This is a genomic window from Fibrobacter succinogenes subsp. succinogenes S85 (assembly GCF_000146505.1).
GTDB lineage: Bacteria > Fibrobacterota > Fibrobacteria > Fibrobacterales > Fibrobacteraceae > Fibrobacter > Fibrobacter succinogenes.
The window spans coordinates 2,244,468-2,262,758 of record NC_017448.1; the positions used below are offsets into that span (position 1 = coordinate 2,244,468).

Here is an 18,291-nt window from a genome sequence, read left to right on the forward strand (position 1 = left end):
AATTTTGTGTCTTGAGTATATCTTTAGACTAAAGTGTGGGCAGAATAAAGAGGGTGTTGAATGAAACACTGTTGTTTGGGTATTGTCGCCTCGTTACTGCTGACTGTCTCTGCGTGGGCGGATTTGACAATTCATTTACAGTCGCCTTTTCGCGATAATGCGACTTCATCGGGCTATATTCCGCATATTGTCGGTGGCGTGACGGATTACAATCCGGGTTTTGGCGCTACTTCTCGGACCATGATGAAGAGCGAAGGCGATAGCTGGTATTCTTACACTTGGGAAGGCAAGACGGTTGCCGATTTCCAGGACTGGCAGGATTTTGAATTCAAGGCCTGCCCGAATACCGACGACTACAATTTCAATAACAACAATTGCGTCTCGTGGACCGAGGGCGGGAAGACTCGCATTACTGCTTTCTTCGGTACGGAAACGGAAATCTGGCTTTATACCGATACGAAGGACAAGTCCTACAGAAAGTCGTTCATGGCGCCGGGTTCCAAGATAGTGTGGTTCAAGAGCCCGTGGGGCAACAAGGTGTTGCCGCAGATGATTTTCGGTACGGATTCCGTGCTGATGCGTTTTAACGAGGGCGATAAGGAAAAGTGCGGCTGGTTCTATGGCGCGCTTACGCCTGCGATGATTGAGGCAAACCCGCTTCTGATGGGCTATTTTGTACGCTACAAGGCGCCGTGGTATACGGTCCCGGCCAGTAGGGATTCTTTTGTGGACTTTGCGGGGCTTTTGCAGGTGCAGGATACGTTGTATGTTGACGGTACGGTGCCTAATCCTGTAGTGTCTGCGGAAATTGGGACGGCGGGCGAATGCTTTGACCCGACTCGTAGATTGCACATTTACCACCCGTGGCGTACGAACACGACATTCCGTGATAGCACGTTCTATATCAAGATTGACAACAACATTTTGAATGCGCCGACGGGGCTCAGTTCCGAAGGCGAGTACAAGTACTGGCGCCATATCGATTTTGCGGATTCGCTTGTGGGTTCTGCCCAGTGGAATTCTCAGATGTCGACAGTCCAGATTTTGCGCGGTAGCAATGACTGGCCTCAGCATCCGTATTTCCAGGATTCGCAGCGCCCGCATGCAAGTGATTTTTTCCCGACCGGCATTTACGAGACATGGTTCTATACTTCGACTTCACTTGAAACGTTTGAATTGGCGTTTTACCCGCCGGAACCCAAGGTTATCCGCTTGAAGAGTCCGTGGGAAAACCAGTCGCCTTCGATGGTGATTGAATCAACTGGCGATATCATCAAGATGGGTCCGCTTACGGATACGTGCGGCTGGTACACGGGTACGGTCTATAAGCATGCAACAGATTGGCGCGTTTACTTTAAGCAGACTTTTGGCATGGAGCGTTATGGTGGCAAGGGTGTTGTTGCTGAACTCGATAATCTTGATTCTTTGATTTCCCTGGATTCCCTCATGGCGTTGCACGATACGGTCTGGGTTTATCCGAACCCGAAGCAGCGTTATGAACCGAGCGATACGACCCGCTATCCGGGCATTCTCGGCATTTGCCCGTCTCTCAAGATTTCAGCGCTCGTTGTGGACTGGGCCGGTGAATCGCATGACGATGGCATTGACGTAGACTTTGGCGGTATTTACCAGGGCAATGCCTATACGACTATTATGGGCTTGGATCAGAATGGCGATCTTGCTGAATTGAAAACTTGCTCGGGGCATGTGCCGGGCATGGTGCAAGATACACTTGTGAATGGCGCGCCTGCACGTGTAGACTCGCTTGTCTATCCGTGGGCACAGTGTTCTGCCGCTCGTGAAATCGAGAAGTGGTTTATCCCGCAGGTGGTGGCGAAGGATGCTGCTGGTAATGAATACAAGAATGGTGTCTGTCGCGATATTAGCCTTACGCTTGATGAAGAAGGTTTCTGGCAGGCGGACTTCACGAATGAAGAAGGCGATTGCAATGACACAATCAATCCGGGGTTCTACCCGATTGACGACTTGCAGTACCTTGATTCGGCAAAGACGGTCTTGAACCCGAAATTTGACTGGGATATTCAGGGATGCAAACACAACTATAGCTTTGCGATGAAGGTCTCGGCGCAGTTCCGCTATGTGAAGGGCCAGTACTTTGAATTCCGTGGCGATGACGACGTGTGGGTGTTTATCAATAACCGCCTTGTCGTGGATATTGGCGGTTGCCATAGCCCTGTGGAAGGTGGTGTGAACCTGGATACGATTGGCCAGAATGATCCGTCGTTAAAGCTTGTTGAAGGTCGCGAGTACCCGTTCCATATCTTCTTCTCGGAACGCAATGCGACGGGTTCGAACTTCAAGATGCGCACGTCCATCAACTTGCAGACGCAAAAGACGTATTACCCGGTGGAAGAAAAGACGACCGATGGGACGATCAAGTACACCATTTTGCAGTTGTTGATGGATGAATCCATCAGCTGCGATGTCTCCAGCACGTCGAAAATAGATACGATGCCTGCGCAGTCTTCGTTTGTGCTGTTTGGCGATGACGACCGAATCCCGTCAACGGGCATGGAACTTTTGCCGGGCTCTGTTGCGGGTATCAACATTGACGAGAACATGGCGGGCTTTGTGATTGACACGGTGGAGATTGTGCGCAAGCGTTCTCTGGCTCCAGGCTCTTACATGTTGCAGTTCTTCTTGGCAAGCGACATGACGCAGTCCAGCGAAGTGTTCTTTACGGTGCCTGCTTACCCGCTCCCGGACATTGCATTTATCGATGTGTTTAGCGGTGTGGATTCTGTCAGGATTTTTGACCCGACGGGTATTAGCTTGCGCGGCCTCCCGTTTGACGGCTCTGCAAACGATACGCTTTTGACTCATGTGGCTTACCCGGATACGGTGCCTTTGCAGGTGGGTGTGTTCTACATAGCTAACCTTTGCAAGGACTGCTTTGCGGTGCTTGACTTGACGACATCGTTCCCGATAAGTTTCCTGGATGAAAAGAAGCAGCGCGTGAACAAGCTGATTACCGATTCAACCGGTGTCGCGAAGTTCTACGTGGTGGGTGATTCCTCGGTGACGAACGCAAGCTTTGAAATTTCCGGTGGTGCTGTGGCCAACGTGATTTCGTGGGGCAGTATCCACTTTAAGGAACCGCCTGTACCGTTTGCCAATAGTGGCGAGGCGTTTGACCGCAATGGCGATGGCGTGCTCGATAGTATTTCTATTGTGTTCAACAAGGCGTTTGATGAAACTATCCCGGATACGATTGCGTGGACGTTCGGTAGCGATGACTGGCATACGGTTGCCTCTGCTCAAAGCGTGGCGTTGCTGATGCAGGATGAAAAGAGCCTTGCCATACATGCCGATAGCTTGCAGAACAAGGTGTTTACAGGTGGCGCCAAGGAACTTTATCAAGGCTCCTTCAGGTACCATTACACGTACATGGACAAGGAAACGGGTCAGATGACCCAGCTCAGCCTGGATGGCCTTGCAATTGAAGACCGCATGGGTGCAATCCTTGTGGACAAGCCGATTGTGAAGCCGGTATCTGGTAACTTGAACAAGTTGACGGTTTATATCAGCGAAGCGGCCCGCATGGATTTGGTGAACGGCATCCAGTTCCTCGAATTCAAGGACAAGACCGGTGAATTGGTGAATCCGTCTCTCTTGTCTGTGATGTCTGTCATTCCGGCCATGACGAGCAACTATTTTGATGTACTTTACCAGAAGAAGGACGACACGATTTTGCCGGAAGTCGGCTTTATGGTGCGTCTTGTTCCTGGGGTGTTGCCGGACCTGAACGGGAATGTGCCGCATGTGGATAACCCGTGGCTCCGTATTGAAGGCGAACAGCGTGTAGGCGTGGAATCTCCGGGAGTTGTCGGTATTGACCCTGCGAACTGGAATCCGGGAACGTGGCCGTATCAGAACGATGTCGCACCAGTTCGTGTTGATGTGGCGAAGAATATAGACGATGTCATTGCGGAGACTGGCCTTCCGGGTGAACTTATCAAGTTTGACTTGAGTGAAGTGGCGAAGACGTTGTTGCTGAATTCCAGCGAAAGCAGGGATGTGGTTCTTTCGAAGGTGAAAATCAAGTGGGAGGTGGAATACTTCTCGACTCTTGGGCAGTTTGTCAATTCCCAGAAGGGCGAAGTCGCTTGCAATGACAAGGACGTGTTCGGCTCTGACTGCGTAGAAAATCCGGGTAACGTGTTCTTGATGTGGGATGCCCGCAGCAACAAGGGGCGCTTTGTTGGAACTGGTGTCTATATCGCGAAACTCAAGTTCAAGATTTTCCAGGGCGACAAGGTTGCTGGAAAGTCTGAAGAGACGTTTACCTTGGGCATCCGTCGTCACGGAAATAAATAAATGCGCCTATGGCGCAGTTGGCAGAACTTAGTTGTTAGAACTTAGAAAAAAGTATATAAACATTTTATCAACAGTTTAAGAATAAGCCTTGCGAAAAGTAACTTGTTGAACATTAACGGGTTACACGCGGGGTTTTCTTTATACCCTTGTTTTATTTACAATGGGTGTTGATAGATGTTGAAAACTGTTGAAGGTTTTAAAGTTTTTTGTAGTAATTTCGTGATAATTTGTTGCCAAACGTATCTTTTTTATTTACATTGTCCAAAAAATTGCGCATTTCTGGCAAATGTGGGTTCGCCAGGAATGTCGTTTGTCATTTGGAACCCGTAAGGTTGAATGGAATGAAACTGATTCTCAAGACTCTTGCCGCAGGACTTTTCGCCTTCTCCATGGCGAATGCTCAGGATGACGTCCCTGCCGATGCCGCTTTGGCCCCTGCTTCTGACAAGCCGACGATGGCTAGAAGCGAACTCCCGGTGGGCGCCGATATTTCTAACCGTTACCTCGAACGCGTTTTCTACCACTGGAAGGACAACAAGGAAAAGGGCATCATCAAGGTGTTCATCCACACGGATGAACTTGCCGAAGAACGCGAACCGGACGTGTTGAACTACGACGTGCTTTACAGGGACGCCGATAGCAATGTCGTTTTCTGGAAGGACCATGTTGCAAAGTGCGTGAAGTGCTTTGGCAAGCCGGTTGTCGATGGCCCGACCCCGAACACTCCGAAGGCTCTCGTGTATGACTGGGATCCGAAGAAGATCGACGATACCACCAAGACGATGGTCGAAGGCGAATTGCCGGCTGAAGTCTACATGATCACGAAGGACAACGACATCAGAAATCTCAAGTCCCGCTGGATTGGCCCGTCTGACAAGGAACAGGGTGAAAGCGAATTCGTGCGCGCTTACCGCTTTGGCTCCATCATGAAGTACAACGACAAGAACGCTTTTGCGATGGCTTTCGTTTACAAGAAGGGCGGCAAGTTCTTCTATGTGCCGGAAGGATACGGCTATATCGACCAGGGTGTTTACAAGGGCGTTGCCTTCCCGGAAAAGTTCTACGAAGTTGAAGTGACAGACTTCAAGGAAATCGTGGGCAAGTCTCCGATCGAAGAAGTTCAGGAAGCTATCAAGCGTGGCCCGACTCCGGTCAAGATGGCTGACCTCCCGAAGCAGACTTGGAAGGGTCCGAAGATTGAAAAGGAACTCAAGGCTCTCGTGAAGGGTTACAAGATCAAGAAGCTCATCATCACGAGCGACTCTTGGGAATACCGCAGAAACTTCTTCGGCTTTGTCCTTTACAGATGGGTCGGATTTGACATTGTCTATGACGGCAAGAACAAGGACGGCAAGAAGGCTACCATGTACAAGTCTGGCTTTATTGCAAAGCAGATGAGCAATGGCAGCGGCTTTGATAAGAAATTGATCATGACGGGTTCTCCGGTTTCTTGGAACCGCGAAGTTCTCGACTGGAAGTAATCTCTGGTCGCCTGATTTTAGGAGCGGCTCCCATTAGCGTGGGGGTCGTTTTTTTGTATGAGGAGTTCGCAACATTGACTAAGTTCTAAGATCTAAGTTCTAAGTTCTCCCTTTTAAAAATCTATCTTTGGGTTCGTGATTCAAATTCAGAATGTATCTAAGTCTTTTGGCATGCAGGTCCTTTTGGACGGCGCTAGCATGCTTGTTGCCGACCATGAACGTGTCGGTCTTGTAGGTCGCAACGGTTGCGGCAAATCGACCCTTTTCAAGATGATTCTTGGGCAGGAATGCCTCGATGGCGGTAACATCGACATCCCGAAGGGCTATACGATTGGCTATTTGCAACAGCACATCAAGTTCACGCACCCGACGGTTCACGAAGAAGCGTGCAGCGTGCTCAAGGTGAATGAGGACGGCTGGCTCGAAGAACACAAGGTCGAGGCGATTCTCTTTGGTCTTGGCTTTGACGAAGAGAGCATGCAGAAAGACCCGATGCTTTTGTCGGGTGGTTTCCAGATCCGTCTGAATTTGGCGAAGGTTTTGGCGTCGGAACCGGACATGCTTTTGCTGGACGAACCGACGAACTACTTGGACATTGTTTCCATGCGTTGGCTCAGTCGCTTTTTGCGCGCGTGGAAGGGCGAAGTGCTCTTGATTACGCATGACCACCATTTTATGGACGAGGTCTGTACGCACACGGTGGGGATTCACCGCCACAAGATGCGCAAGGTCAAGGGGACGGTCGAAAAGCTGCGCGAGACGATTGCCGAAGAAGAAGAAGTGGCAATGCGCACGCAAGAAAACGAGCAACGTAAAAAGGAACAGCTCGAAAAGGTTATCGAGCGCTTCCGTTACAAGGCGGCAAAGGCGGCGATGGTGCAGTCGAAGATCAAGGCTGCGGCAAAGCTTGCAACGGGTGAGCGCCTCACGCATGAACGCAACCTGGATTTCAATTTCAAGAATGCAGAATTCCCGGGCAAGCGCATGCTCCAGATTCATGGGCTCTCTTTTGCGTACAAGAACGAAAACGGCTACGGTCCGGAGCTGATTTCGGACCTCGAGTTGGAAGTGTTCAAGGGCGACCGCATTGCAATTATCGGCCCGAACGGTCGCGGTAAAACGACGCTCCTGAACTTGATTGCGAAAGAATTTGAACCGACCCAGGGTACAATCAATTACAACCCGAATCTCAAGATAAATTACTTTGGTCAGACGAATATCAACCGCTTGAATCTTGAAAATACGGTCGAAGAAGAAATTGCAAGTGCGATTGCGGATGTGTCGCAGAAGAGCCGTGCGCGTAGCCTCGCGGGTGTGATGATGTTCAGCGGCGATACTGCCATGAAGAAGGTCAAGGTGCTTTCGGGTGGTGAACGTAGCCGTGTGCTGTTGGGCAAGATTTTGGCGAACGAAAGCAACATGCTTTTGCTTGACGAACCGACGAACCACTTGGACATGGAAAGCATCGAGAGCTTGATTGATGCGCTTGAAGATTACGATGGTACCGCACTTGTCGTGACGCATGACGAAGAACTGTTGCACGCTTTTGCGACTCGCCTCATCGTCTTTGACGGTGGTAAGTGCCGTATCTTCGAAGGCACTTACGCGGACTTCCTTGAAAAGGTTGGCTGGGCTTCTGAAAAGAAGCCGGGCGGCTCGAACTCCGCAAATATCAAGGTCTCGAATATCGACGTCACGGACGACAAGCCCGTGAGTTCGACGCCGCGCACCAAGGAAGACCGCAGGGCGCGAGCAGACTACATTGCCGAACGCAGCAAGGTCATCAAGCCGCTCGAAAAAGAGACTGCCCGCCTCGAAGCTGAAATTGCGAAGGCCGAAGCTCTCGGCGGTGAACTTGAAGCAAAGCTTGTGGCCGCCTCGGAATCTGGCGACGGCAATGCCATTACGTCCATTGCAAAAGACATGGACGAAAACAAGAAGCTGACAGAAGAACTTTACGCCGCCTGGGAAAAGGCAAGTGCCGAACTTGAAGCTGCGAAGGACAAGTACAAGCTGGATTAGCTGTTAGCCATGAAAAAACTCGTTTGTCTTTGTGTATTCGCGGTGTTGTTATCGAGTTGCGCCATGCATACGCCGGATCCGAGCGCTTTTATGGAAGTGTTTGAGAAAGAATATCCAAAAGATTGGCGAGGGTCTGGAGCTGGATATGTTTGCGTTCGGGGAGGCAATTATACAGAAAAAATGTGGGCGATTCCGTCGTATTGGGATATTGGCGGAAATGTTGCATTCCTTGAATATTTCGTAGTAGGTCTTTCTTACCAGTGGTTGCCCATTATTAATTTGGGTGTTGGCAATCGTTTTATTGCTTGGCGTGGGTGGATTGATTTTTTTTCGCTTTTAGGGGATTTGGATCAATTCAATTATGGGACTGGGCTTGTCCAGCAAGTGATTCCGACGGAAAACTTCCGATTCGGATTTGAAGAGAACTTTACTCATAATTATGCTGCTCCTTATTCTAAATCTGAATTTGAGGATAATGATTATTGGGAGTGGGCACTTGGCGTGTTTTCCCGATATCGAGTAAGTACGGATAAAACAGTTCGGAGTGTTTCTTTGTCTTTCCGCGTGCAAAGACGGTTCTTTGATTCGTACAGAATGTCGAAGTATGGAAAATATCTTTATTCGCTGTCTTTGTCGGTGACATGGACCGATAAAAAGTAAAAACTTGTTTTTTTAGTGAATTTAGTTTAAATTTATCCTGATATTGATGAAATTGTCGGTAATGTTATTGTTGACAGTTTATTTCTATGCGTAAATTAGTTCTTTGTTGCCTTGCAGTATTGATATTTTCGTCTGCTTTGTGGGCGAAGACGGAATATTTTATTTTGCCCGTTCAGTTGCATGGTGTCCATGGTGATTACGCCAAAAGAATCGTGGCGCTGATTAAGGAATACGCAACTATTGACGGTTATGCCATTGTTAAAAGCGAGGAAAATTGCGATTATCTATTGCAAATTAAATTGATTCGAGAAGAAGTCGGCGTGGCTGTTGTTATCGAAAAAAGAAAGAAGAATGAAAAGGTCGTTTGGAGTTATGGGCACATCGCTTATGAGCCGAATGACTTTATTCCTATTGTCAGTTACGTTTCTCGCAAGATAAAGTAAATTGTAGAGGGGCGTAAAATGAAATATTGCTTGTTGATTCTTTCGCTGTTGCTTGTTGGGTGCGTGAGCTCTTCTATGATGGTGCGCGTTTCTGATGGTCGTGACGATTATTCTATTTACTGCGATGGAAAATTGGCTTGCGCTACAAGTGATAACTGCATTGTGAAGACAATGACGAATGATGACTATGTCTATTTGCTAGTCGTTAGGAATGGAATTATCTATGGCGGTGTGAATGTATATCGTGAAGGAAATACTTCAGTGTCTAAAAGCAGTTTGAGTGGCTGGAATCCGCCTTCTACTTCGGGACAGGGCTTGCAAGTGTTAGGTGATGTACTGACGACTTTCCCGTTATATACAATTACGTACTTTGCTTTAACTCCATCGAAACATTCGGGAGTTTATGGAACGTTTCCTAAAGAAGTTGTTTTAAATGTCGGTCCAAAGGATTCTTCGCTTGTGAATTATCCTTGGGATCAACCGATAAAATAAAAGTGCTTATTCCACGCGCTTGCGTGGCTTGAGCGTCATGCCGTTGCTGCGATAGTATTGAATATCCGTAAGGACTTGCCCAACCCAATAATGTTTTTGCGGGTCCTTGCGCCAGTTCTCGAACCTGTTGCGGTGTTCTGTGCCGGGATAGAATTGTGCGACTGCGTCGGCGAGCGTGGGTGAAGATGCGAGAACTTTTTTGAGGCGGCGGGCGCCTATGTCAATTTGTTCTAAGCCCTTGCCTGAATCGAGTGCGAGTAATCCGGACGTGTTGTTTTTGCCCTGATAGTTCATCTGGAATCCGGAAGTGTGGTGGATGATGGACATGAGGACTGCTGGGTCCGTGCGTTCACGGATACATGCTTCAAGTACAGGAAGATTGCAAAGGTGTTCGCTGTCCCAGCGTTTTCCGTTGTATGTGATTATGAGCGTGTGGTCTGTATCTTCGGAAATGATGTCGATATCGTAACGGATGCCTAGATCTCGCTGAAGCGCTTTGATCAATCGGATTCCCCTGTTCTTGAATTTCTTATAACCGATCATCTTTATCTGTAACGTGTCCTTGATTTTTTCGAGAATCGGTGTCGTGGGGCGCGTGACAACGAGATTGTAATTGTTGATGACGGTGGGGAGGATGTAGGCGAGTTCTGCTGCGGCACTGTCGAGGTTGCAGTTCATGTCGATGATGAGCTCGCCTTGGTCGCAAAGCTTTTGAATCGCGGACGTGGTGTACTTCTGGTATTCGAACTGTTCGTCAATCGTTGGGCGAGGGGGTTCTTCGGGGTGCGTGGCGTAGGCGGTCGTAATGGCTGCAACTGCCAAGGCGCAAGCGATGATGGCGAGCTTTACCTTGATGCTCCTCCAGAGTATGCGAATAACTGCACGACCTTTTTTAGTCATGCAGATACATATCAGCCAAATGAAGGCGAGACCCGCCCAGAGGAGAATTAATTTCACGCCCTCAATATACGTTATTTTTCAGCGTTAGAAGGCGGCGTGGCTTGTGGAGCTTGCGGTTTCGCTTGCGGCTTGCCGACCAGATTCGGGGTTTTGAGCATATTGCTCGGTAACGAGGCGATTGTTTCGCTTGCTTTTTTTATGGTCTTGATTATATTTGCCGTGTTGTCGAACTGTTTTTTGATATCGTCTTGGACAGCGTTGAACATCTGTGTAAAGCAGAAAAGGTCGTTTTTAGATTCGTTAAATAGCTTGTATGTGTTGCGGAGGGCGACAAGGTTTGCCGTTTCGCGGTCCATAGATTCTTTGATTTCCGTGTTCAGGGAGTCGCGTAGTCTCTTCTTTTCGTCAATGATTTCAGGTGCGTTTTCTCTCAGGATGTATGTCGGGAGCGTGCCGAATTCCTCGAATTTGGGACTCGTGCTGTTGGCCTGATTCACTGAACTGCGCAAACCGCTTGTACGGACTTGCGGGTCGATAGAAATGGTGCAGTTGGATGTCCCGTGGTAATTGCAGACCACGCGCTTTTCGATTTGGCGGAGCTCGTTATAGGGGTTGAAATCGATGTCTGTTTCGATATACTTGAGCGGGGCGTAAAGCGGTACGGATTCGCCTGCAATCGTGATTCGGTAGGCGAGGCACTTTTCGCCGTTGAAAGGTTTGGTCTCGTAAAGGTTGTTCGAACTGTGGACGAGGTGGTTTACGCGCATGAACAGGTCGTTGGCGTTGTATGGCTTTTCAAGAAGGCTAGGTGTATTCTTGTAAAGCTGAGTCTTGAGAATTTCGCGGTAGCTTTCGGAAATGGCTGTGTTTGATGCGCTGCGGCCCCAGATGGATGTACCGAGGAAGAACGTGTCAATGAGCTTGGTTTCGGTGCGCCCGTTGAGGAACGCTATAGCCTTGATCATGTTCGAAAGGGCAAGCCACCTGCGGATGGGAACGTAAACGCAGTTTTTTTCGCAGGTCTCTGCAACCTTTCCAATGACTGCGAGTGTGTTTGGAGATAGCGTAACTTTACTGATGGCTTGAATCCACTGGGCCTGTTCTTCGGCGCTGATGGCGAGTGAGGGCGGAACAGTGACGTTGCTGTCTGTTCCGTGAATTTGTAAGAGTTGACAAAGGGCGTCTGAAGAGATATTGTCCGGGAGCATGATGGTCAGCGTGACCTGATCGCTCACTTCGGACCTGCTCAGTGCGGATTCTGGCTTTTGGTTGCCCGAAATTATGATGGAGTTCTTTTCGTGGTCGTGAATGACGATTTGAAGATTGTTCTTGCTGACTTCTTCGTTTGGAGTGAAGTTGTCAAAAATGATTAAGTTAAAGTCGTTGATGTTGTCGGGGAGCTGCTTTTGTTTTTTTTCCGAGCTTTAAAATCTTGGCGTCCTTGAATGCGCTAGAAATCCTGCGGATGAAAAGCGAGCTTCCGCAGCCGGGGCGACCATACAGGTAGAATGGTTCCTGAATAAGAGCGGTAAGGAAACCCAACTGCACATAGTATTCTCTTTCGGGAATGTCTTTTGTGATAATCTGAAGAAGTTCGGCAAAACGCTGACGCAAATTCATAATTTTTCTCCCTAATTATTACTTTAAAAATACAATAAAAAAGGGAAAATTGCCTATGGTCTAGTTAATTATAAAGATAATTTCTCTAAAGTTTTGCTAGAAACTTCGATTTTTTGGATAGCAATGTGGAGTTTTGGGTGGCTGAGGTGCTGCTGCGGCAAACGGCAGGAGTCTTTTGGGGAGATGATGATGTCGCTCCCTTGCAAAAGTTCTGATTCGACTATTTGTGAGAAATGTTTATCGTGGTCCGGGCGCTTTATGACTTTATGGATTTGGATGCTGGGCTTGCCGGTGGCGTGATTGAATGCGCGAACGTCGTTGACGAATCGGTCGGGGGTGCCTAGGCCGCAAATGAGTGTGGCGGATAAAGGCTTGCCGGGAATGTAATTTGTTATTGATTCAATGCTGAAACTGATGTCGGGGACTTGGAAATCTGAGCCGAAACAACGGAGGTGGACTATTTCAAGTTCGTCGTGGTCCTGCTTTAGGCTGCGGAACGGTCCTGCTGGCAGAAGACTTTTCCAGGAAGTTGGAGGTTCTTGCCAGTCAAGGCAAATGTACTTTGCGTTTGTAAAACGAGTGTCTTCAAAACCATCGTCGCAAAGGATAATGTTGAATTTGTCTTGAATTTCCCTAGCGGTTTTGTAGCGGTTCCTGGTGGCAAAGACTTTTATTTGTGAATTTTGAGCGGACTGAAATTCCCGCTGCATCATGATAAATTCGTCCCAGGCCGCACTATGGCAAAGAATGGCGATGCTTTTACCTTGTTCTTGAAATTGCTTGGCAAGCCAAATGGTAAAAGGAGTCTTGCCCGCGCCACCTGCTAAATAACTCCCGACGATGATGACGGGAGTTTGAATAGGCGGTTGCGGCCGCAAAAAGAATTTGTGGTGGAACTTGTATGCAACCCTGTAGAGTGCGGCTGCTATAATTAAGAATGGAGCGCGGAGCGTCATCCCGAATTATTCAAGGCAGTTGCGCTTTTGCTGCAGGTAGAGATCCGCAAGAACGAGGGCAGCCATGCTTTCCACAATCACTGGAGCGCGGACGGCAACGCAAGGATCGTGTCTGCCCTTGGCGGCAAGTTCGCCGTTTTCTTGACCGCGACCGGCGGTCTTTTGCAACTGGGAAATTGTGGCTGTTGGCTTGAACGCCATGCGGCAGTAAATCGGTTCGCCGTTTGAGATGCCACCGAGGCTTCCGCCGGCGTTGTTGGTGCGGGTGCGGTAGGCAGTTCCGTCGAAGTAGATTTCATCGTTGTGCTCGCTGCCGTGCATGCGTGCTGCGGCAAAACCGCTTCCGATTTCAAAACCCTTGCAGGCCGGGATGGAAAGCATGGCCTGGGCGAGGAGGGCGTCAAGCCTGTCGAATACCGGTTCGCCGAGAGAGGCCGGGACGTTCTTGACGTAGAGCGAGACTGTTCCGCCAATGCTATCGCCGTTGGACTTCGCGTCCAGGATGGCGGCTTCCATCTTTGCGCTTGCCTCTTCGTTGGGGCAGCGGACGGGGGATGCTTCAATCTGGTCAAGCGTAAGGGCGTTCAAGTCCAGAGACGGGCAGTCTACGTTTCCAACGGAGGCGACCCACGAAAGGAATTCCGTACCGGCGACGGTTTTCAAAAATGCTTTTGCGACAGCACCTGCGGCGACTCGGCCGATGGTTTCGCGGGCGGAGCTTCTGCCGCCGCCGCGGTAATCGCGGAACCCGTACTTGAGGTCGTAGCAGAGGTCTGCATGCCCCGGTCTGTACCATTTGGCGATTTCGGCATAGTCATTGCTGTGCTGGTCTTCGTTAAATACGACGAACGAGATGGGCGTACCGGTCGTTTTGCCTTCAAAAACTCCGGAAAGGATCTTGACCTGGTCTTTTTCATTGCGGGCCGTTGTAACCTTGCCCTGACCCGGGCGCCTGCGGTTCAGCTCGGCCTGAATCATCTCTTCGGTGATGGGGAGGCCGGCGGGGCATCCATCGAGGACGGCTCCGACAGCGGGACCATGGGATTCACCCCATGTTGTGACAGAAAAAATCTTTCCAAACGTGCTTGACATGTGACCAAATATAAATTCTGGACTAAAAAAACTTTTTTTTATGAAAAATTTTTGCTTACTTAGAAAAAGTTTACTATCTTTTACAATATCTAGAGGAGTCAATCGTGTCCAAGTTCGGAATTGTCATAACTTTTTTGATTCTTGTGCTTTCGCTTCATGTGCAAGCGCAGTCTCAAAATAATTTTGCCGGCATTCCGTTTGGCTCAGCTCGCGAGACCGTCATTGAAGAAATGATGAAAAAAGGTTACGAACCTTATGGCCAGACCGGTGTCGGTGAACGCGTGGTGATTCCTGTTTACATGTTTGGCGAACTGCCTGTCCAGGTTGACTTCATTTTCAATAAAAACGACAAGTTCTATGCTTTCGAAATTCGTACGGGACGTGTCGAACGTGCTCGCTTGAGCAAAACTTTTGAAGCTGTTGCCTACATGTCTGACCAATTTACGCTCAAGTACGGCAAGCCCTCGGGCGCTCCGGCGATTAGCGAACTTTCTAGCCTCAAGGAAAATGTGCATAACCTCTACCAGGAATGGTTCTCGGTGAAGGCTCTCGATGCTTATACGGCAGTCATCCAGAAGGGCAATCGCTATTATGCTGTGGGTTCTGTAACGCATCGCCAGCTTGCTACGGAAAGCGAAGCCAAGCGCGCTCGTGAAAAAGCTCCGGAAGTACCAGCATTCTAAAAATCCAATAAATACTTAAAAAAGTAATTCGGCCCGAACGGGTCGTTTTTTTTGTTGTTATTTCGGCTTTCTCCTGGATTATATTTATTCAATGGTGCGTGGGTGAAATTTTTTTCTCGCAAATCTATTGACTTTTGTTGAAATAATTATATATTTGTAATAGTTACAAAAATAAGTACAAGATTAAATTGATTTTTTGTAATTTTTCATCAAATTCCGCATAGCGGAAAAGGAGAAGATATGAAGGTCTGGGTTTGCAAAGTTTGCGGTTATGTTCACATGGGTCCGGAAGCTCCGGATGAATGCCCGCAGTGCCATGCTCCGAAGAGCAAGTTCTTCGAAAAGGTGGAAACGCCTGCTGCAGGCAAGATCGTCTGGGCTGACGAACACAAGGTCGGTGTCGCTCAGGGCTTGGATGCCGAAGTGGTGCAGGGACTCCGCGAGAACTTTGCAGGTGAGTGTACCGAAGTGGGTATGTACCTTGCGATGAGCCGCCAGGCGGATCGCGAAGGATTCCCGGAAGTGGCTGAAGCTTACAAGCGCATCGCTTTTGAAGAAGCGGAACATGCCGCCAAGTTTGCAGAACTCTTGGGCGAAGTCGTCTATGCCGACACCAAGAAGAACCTGGAACTCCGCGTGGCAGCTGAAGCGGGTGCTACCGAAGGCAAGCTCGCTCTTGCAAAGCGCGCCAAGGAACTCGGCTACGATGCCATCCATGATACGGTTCATGAAATGTGCAAGGACGAGGCTCGTCACGGCTCTGCATTCCAGGGCCTGCTCGGGCGTTACTTCAAGTAAAATTGGAGTGTGGTGCGGTTCCGGACGTCTCAAGGCGTGCGGGGCCGCTTTTTTTGGGAATGTTTGAGAAGGAGGTATGATTATGCAAGAAACGGCAAGCATCCTCAAGGATCATGGCATTAGGCCGTCGTTGCAGAGGGTCTGTGTCTACCAATACCTGCGGAGCGTCAAGACGCACCCGACGGTCGATGAAATTTACATGGCGCTTTTGCCGAAGAACCCGTCGCTTTCACGCACGACGGTCTACAATACTTTGGAGCTGTTGCTTGCAAATGATTTGGCGATTTCGCTGGATTTTGGCGACGGCTTCTTGCGCTACGATGCGGACTGTTCGCCGCATTGCCATTTCAAATGCAAGGGCTGCGGCAAGGTCTTTGACGTGTTCGTGGCGCCTCCGGACTGCTCAAAAATCGTCCCGGCCGGATTTACGCTGAAGGCGACTTTGCTTTATATGTTCGGGCTGTGCGACAAGTGCTCTGCCGATGAAACGCCTACTCGCTGGCAGGCTCAGACAGAGCTGGATAATTAGTCTTTTAGTTTATCAAGGGCCTCGTTCGGGCCGATGATGAACAGCACGTCATCTTCTTGCAGGATGACGTCTGCAATATTACCGATCTTGGGTGTCGGCTCTTGCGGGTCGCGGATGGCGATGACCTGAACGCCGTACTTGTGCGTGAGCGACAGCGTTTTAAGCGTTTTACCGACAAAGTTTTTGGGACAGACGATTTCTACGATGGAGTAACCTTCCATGAACGGGAGGAAGTCCACCATGTTTGGGCGGTTCAGTCGTTCGGCGAGGCTTATGGCGGCATCGCGTTCCGGGTGGAAAATGTCCGTGACGCCGAGCTTTTCCAAGATGCTCGTGTGTTCGGCACTGCTTGACTTTGCGATGATGTGCTTGACCCCGAGTTCCTTTAGGTTAAGGATGGTGAGGAGAGATGCTTCCAGGTTGCTGCCGATGCAGACGATGACGCTATCCGCCTTGGTCAAAGACGGGATGGAGGCGAGCTGCTTTTTACGGGTACTGTCGGCGACAACAGCTTGCGAGACCATGCTTGCGAAGTCCTGGACTTTTTCGGGATGCGAGTCGATGACCATGATGTCATGACCCAGCGACGTCAAGTGACGGGCAAGGTAGTTTGCCGAATTTCCAAGACCGATAATAACGAATTGTCTAGAAGCCATGGGATAAATATAGAACTTAGAGCTTAGAGCTTAGAACTTAGTATTTGGAAAATAGAGTGAAAAAATGGATTTTGATGTGTTTTATCTAAGTTCTACCGACTAAGTTCTGCCAACTGCGCCCGATAGGGCGCGCTAGCCCACCATGATGTCTTCTTCGGCGTACCAGGCGGTGTCCTGGAGCTTGCCTGCGACTGCCGAAATGAGGAACAGCGGTCCCATTCGCCCAATGAACATCACTCCACAGATGACGATTTTCCCGACCGTGGAAAGTTCTTCGGTAAGCCCCATAGAAAGTCCGCACGTGGCATATGCGCTCACGACTTCAAAAAGAATCTTGAGGAACGGGGAACTGTTTGCGGAGTAGGCGGTGCCGGAGGGAATTTCGGTGCAGAGGAGGATGAGCGTTGCCGAAGCGATCACGACCATGGCGACCACGAAAATTCGAATGGCCTTGTCGACGGTGTTGTTCGGGATGGTGCGGCCCAAGACCTGGGTCTTTTCCCTGCCGAGGAGCCTGTTCACGCCAAGGAGCCCGATGACCGCTGCGGTCGTAATCTTGATGCCGCCGCCACAGCTACCGGGGTTTGCGCCAATGAACATGATGATGATAAAGAAGAATAGCGATGCCTGCGTGAGGTCGGGAATGCTCAAGGAATTGAGTCCGGCCGTGCGGCTTGTAAACGCCATGAACAATACGGATTGCGCGTTCTCGCCTATGGTGTGTCCGCTAAAGAGGTTGTTCCATTCGGTGAACGTAAAGACGAGGATGCTTGCGACGATGACAATGATTGTCCCGTAGGTTGCGATGCGGGTGTGCAGTGAAACGCGGCGGATTTCCTTGTGCTTGAAGTCGAAGATGTAGCGCAGTTCTGCAACGGCGAGGAAGCCGAAACCGCCAGCCAGCACGAGGATGCAGGTGGTGATGTTCATTACTGGGTTGTACTGGAAGCCTTCGAGCGAGTTGGGGAACAACGTAAAGCCCACGCCGCAGAACGAGCTGACTGCCTGGAAAACAGAGCATAAGATGCGGTCGTACATTTCCATAGATTCGAACTGCGTGAAGTAGACGATGCCGCCGATGAGTTCAAGGACAAACGTAAATGGGATCACGGCTCGGAGGATACGGCCTGCATCGATGTTTCCTTCTTGCGTGAATTCGGAGAAGAACACGGACTGGTGGCTAAATCCGGGGTGCATGCCGGCAAGCAAGATAAGCGTTGTAGATGCGGTCATGATGCCGAGTCCGCCAAGCTGCATGAGGACGACGATGAACCAGTGGCCAATATCGGTGAATGTGGAGGAAATATCGACGACGGAGAGCCCGGTGACGCAGACGGCAGACATGGAGGTGAAAAACGCTTCGATAAGGCTTACCGGGCGGGTGCTTGCTTGGGGCAAACTTAAAAGCGCCGTGCCGATAGCGATGAGCAAAAGATAGGCGAGCACCACCAACATGATGGGGTTGGCCTGGGTCCTTGTCTTGAAAATGTTCTCGGAGAGTGAATCCGCGAGCATCTGGTACTTTGAACGTAGCATAAAAGCGAATTTAGTAAAGTTAGGCGCCCTGCTCCCGTATAAATAGGAAAAGACTCCGCTTGCGCGGAGTCTTTAGTGTAAGGAG

At 49.6% G+C, this 18,291-nt stretch carries 16 protein-coding genes; 9 read left to right on the forward strand and 7 right to left on the reverse strand.

Going from position 1 to position 18,291, the window contains the following annotated elements; translation table 11 throughout:
• Positions 1 to 60: 60 nt before the first annotated feature.
• The 6 genes from FSU_RS09305 to FSU_RS09330 all read left to right on the forward strand — a co-directional run bounded on the left by FSU_RS09305 (position 61) and on the right by FSU_RS09330 (position 9,436).
• Positions 61 to 4,338 carry a fibro-slime domain-containing protein gene (locus FSU_RS09305; protein WP_014546164.1) on the forward strand — a complete coding sequence of 1,426 codons (4,278 nt, stop codon included), beginning with the start codon at positions 61 to 63 and terminating at the stop codon, positions 4,336 to 4,338.
• Positions 4,339 to 4,679: 341 nt separating this feature from the next.
• Positions 4,680 to 5,819, forward strand: coding sequence for a hypothetical protein (locus FSU_RS09310; protein ID WP_015732026.1), 1,140 nt, complete (start codon positions 4,680 to 4,682; stop codon positions 5,817 to 5,819).
• Between the two features lie 135 nt (positions 5,820 to 5,954).
• Complete coding sequence (locus FSU_RS09315) at positions 5,955 to 7,841, forward strand: ABC-F family ATP-binding cassette domain-containing protein (RefSeq protein ID WP_014546166.1); 1,887 nt, start codon at positions 5,955 to 5,957, stop codon at positions 7,839 to 7,841.
• Between the two features lie 9 nt (positions 7,842 to 7,850).
• A complete protein-coding gene (locus FSU_RS09320) occupies positions 7,851 to 8,501 on the forward strand; it encodes a hypothetical protein (protein ID WP_014546167.1) in 651 nt (216 codons plus the stop codon).
• A gap of 86 nt (positions 8,502 to 8,587) precedes the next feature.
• Complete coding sequence (locus FSU_RS09325; protein ID WP_014546168.1) at positions 8,588 to 8,944, forward strand: hypothetical protein; 357 nt, start codon at positions 8,588 to 8,590, stop codon at positions 8,942 to 8,944.
• An 18-nt stretch (positions 8,945 to 8,962) separates the two neighbouring features.
• Entirely contained in the window at positions 8,963 to 9,436 is a 474-nt protein-coding gene (locus FSU_RS09330; protein WP_014546169.1) for a hypothetical protein, read from the forward strand.
• A 6-nt stretch (positions 9,437 to 9,442) separates the two neighbouring features.
• Here FSU_RS09330 and FSU_RS09335 read toward each other — a convergent pair whose 3' ends face one another.
• From FSU_RS09335 to aroC, 5 genes are all read right to left on the reverse strand, one after another.
• Complete coding sequence (locus FSU_RS09335) at positions 9,443 to 10,393, reverse strand: hypothetical protein (RefSeq protein WP_014546170.1); 951 nt, start codon at positions 10,391 to 10,393, stop codon at positions 9,443 to 9,445.
• A 14-nt stretch (positions 10,394 to 10,407) separates the two neighbouring features.
• The gene (locus tag FSU_RS09340) at positions 10,408 to 11,571 is read right to left on the reverse strand and encodes a hypothetical protein (protein ID WP_157747945.1); all 1,164 of its coding nucleotides are present in this window, start codon (positions 11,569 to 11,571) and stop codon (positions 10,408 to 10,410) included.
• A gap of 139 nt (positions 11,572 to 11,710) precedes the next feature.
• Entirely contained in the window at positions 11,711 to 11,956 is a 246-nt protein-coding gene (locus FSU_RS09345; RefSeq protein ID WP_041917844.1) for a hypothetical protein, read from the reverse strand.
• Between the two features lie 68 nt (positions 11,957 to 12,024).
• Complete coding sequence (locus FSU_RS09350; RefSeq protein ID WP_014546172.1) at positions 12,025 to 12,912, reverse strand: tetraacyldisaccharide 4'-kinase; 888 nt, start codon at positions 12,910 to 12,912, stop codon at positions 12,025 to 12,027.
• A 6-nt stretch (positions 12,913 to 12,918) separates the two neighbouring features.
• Positions 12,919 to 14,004, reverse strand: a complete 1,086-nt coding sequence (gene aroC / locus FSU_RS09355) for a chorismate synthase (protein WP_014546173.1) — start codon at positions 14,002 to 14,004, stop codon at positions 12,919 to 12,921.
• A gap of 104 nt (positions 14,005 to 14,108) precedes the next feature.
• Here aroC and FSU_RS09360 point away from each other — a divergent pair, with 104 nt between their 5' ends.
• From FSU_RS09360 to FSU_RS09370, 3 genes are all read left to right on the forward strand, one after another.
• Positions 14,109 to 14,687, forward strand: coding sequence for a hypothetical protein (locus FSU_RS09360; RefSeq protein WP_014546174.1), 579 nt, complete (start codon positions 14,109 to 14,111; stop codon positions 14,685 to 14,687).
• A gap of 240 nt (positions 14,688 to 14,927) precedes the next feature.
• A complete protein-coding gene (locus tag FSU_RS09365; protein WP_014546175.1) occupies positions 14,928 to 15,485 on the forward strand; it encodes an NADH peroxidase in 558 nt (185 codons plus the stop codon).
• A gap of 76 nt (positions 15,486 to 15,561) precedes the next feature.
• Positions 15,562 to 16,014, forward strand: coding sequence for a Fur family transcriptional regulator (locus tag FSU_RS09370; RefSeq protein WP_244263603.1), 453 nt, complete (start codon positions 15,562 to 15,564; stop codon positions 16,012 to 16,014).
• Here FSU_RS09370 and FSU_RS09375 read toward each other — a convergent pair.
• Complete coding sequence (locus FSU_RS09375; protein WP_014546177.1) at positions 16,011 to 16,670, reverse strand: potassium channel family protein; 660 nt, start codon at positions 16,668 to 16,670, stop codon at positions 16,011 to 16,013. The two genes, FSU_RS09370 and FSU_RS09375, sit on opposite strands and share 4 nt — an antisense overlap.
• 132 nt (positions 16,671 to 16,802) lie before the next feature.
• A complete protein-coding gene (locus FSU_RS09380; protein WP_015732029.1) occupies positions 16,803 to 18,206 on the reverse strand; it encodes a TrkH family potassium uptake protein in 1,404 nt (467 codons plus the stop codon).
• Positions 18,207 to 18,291 lie beyond the last annotated feature (85 nt).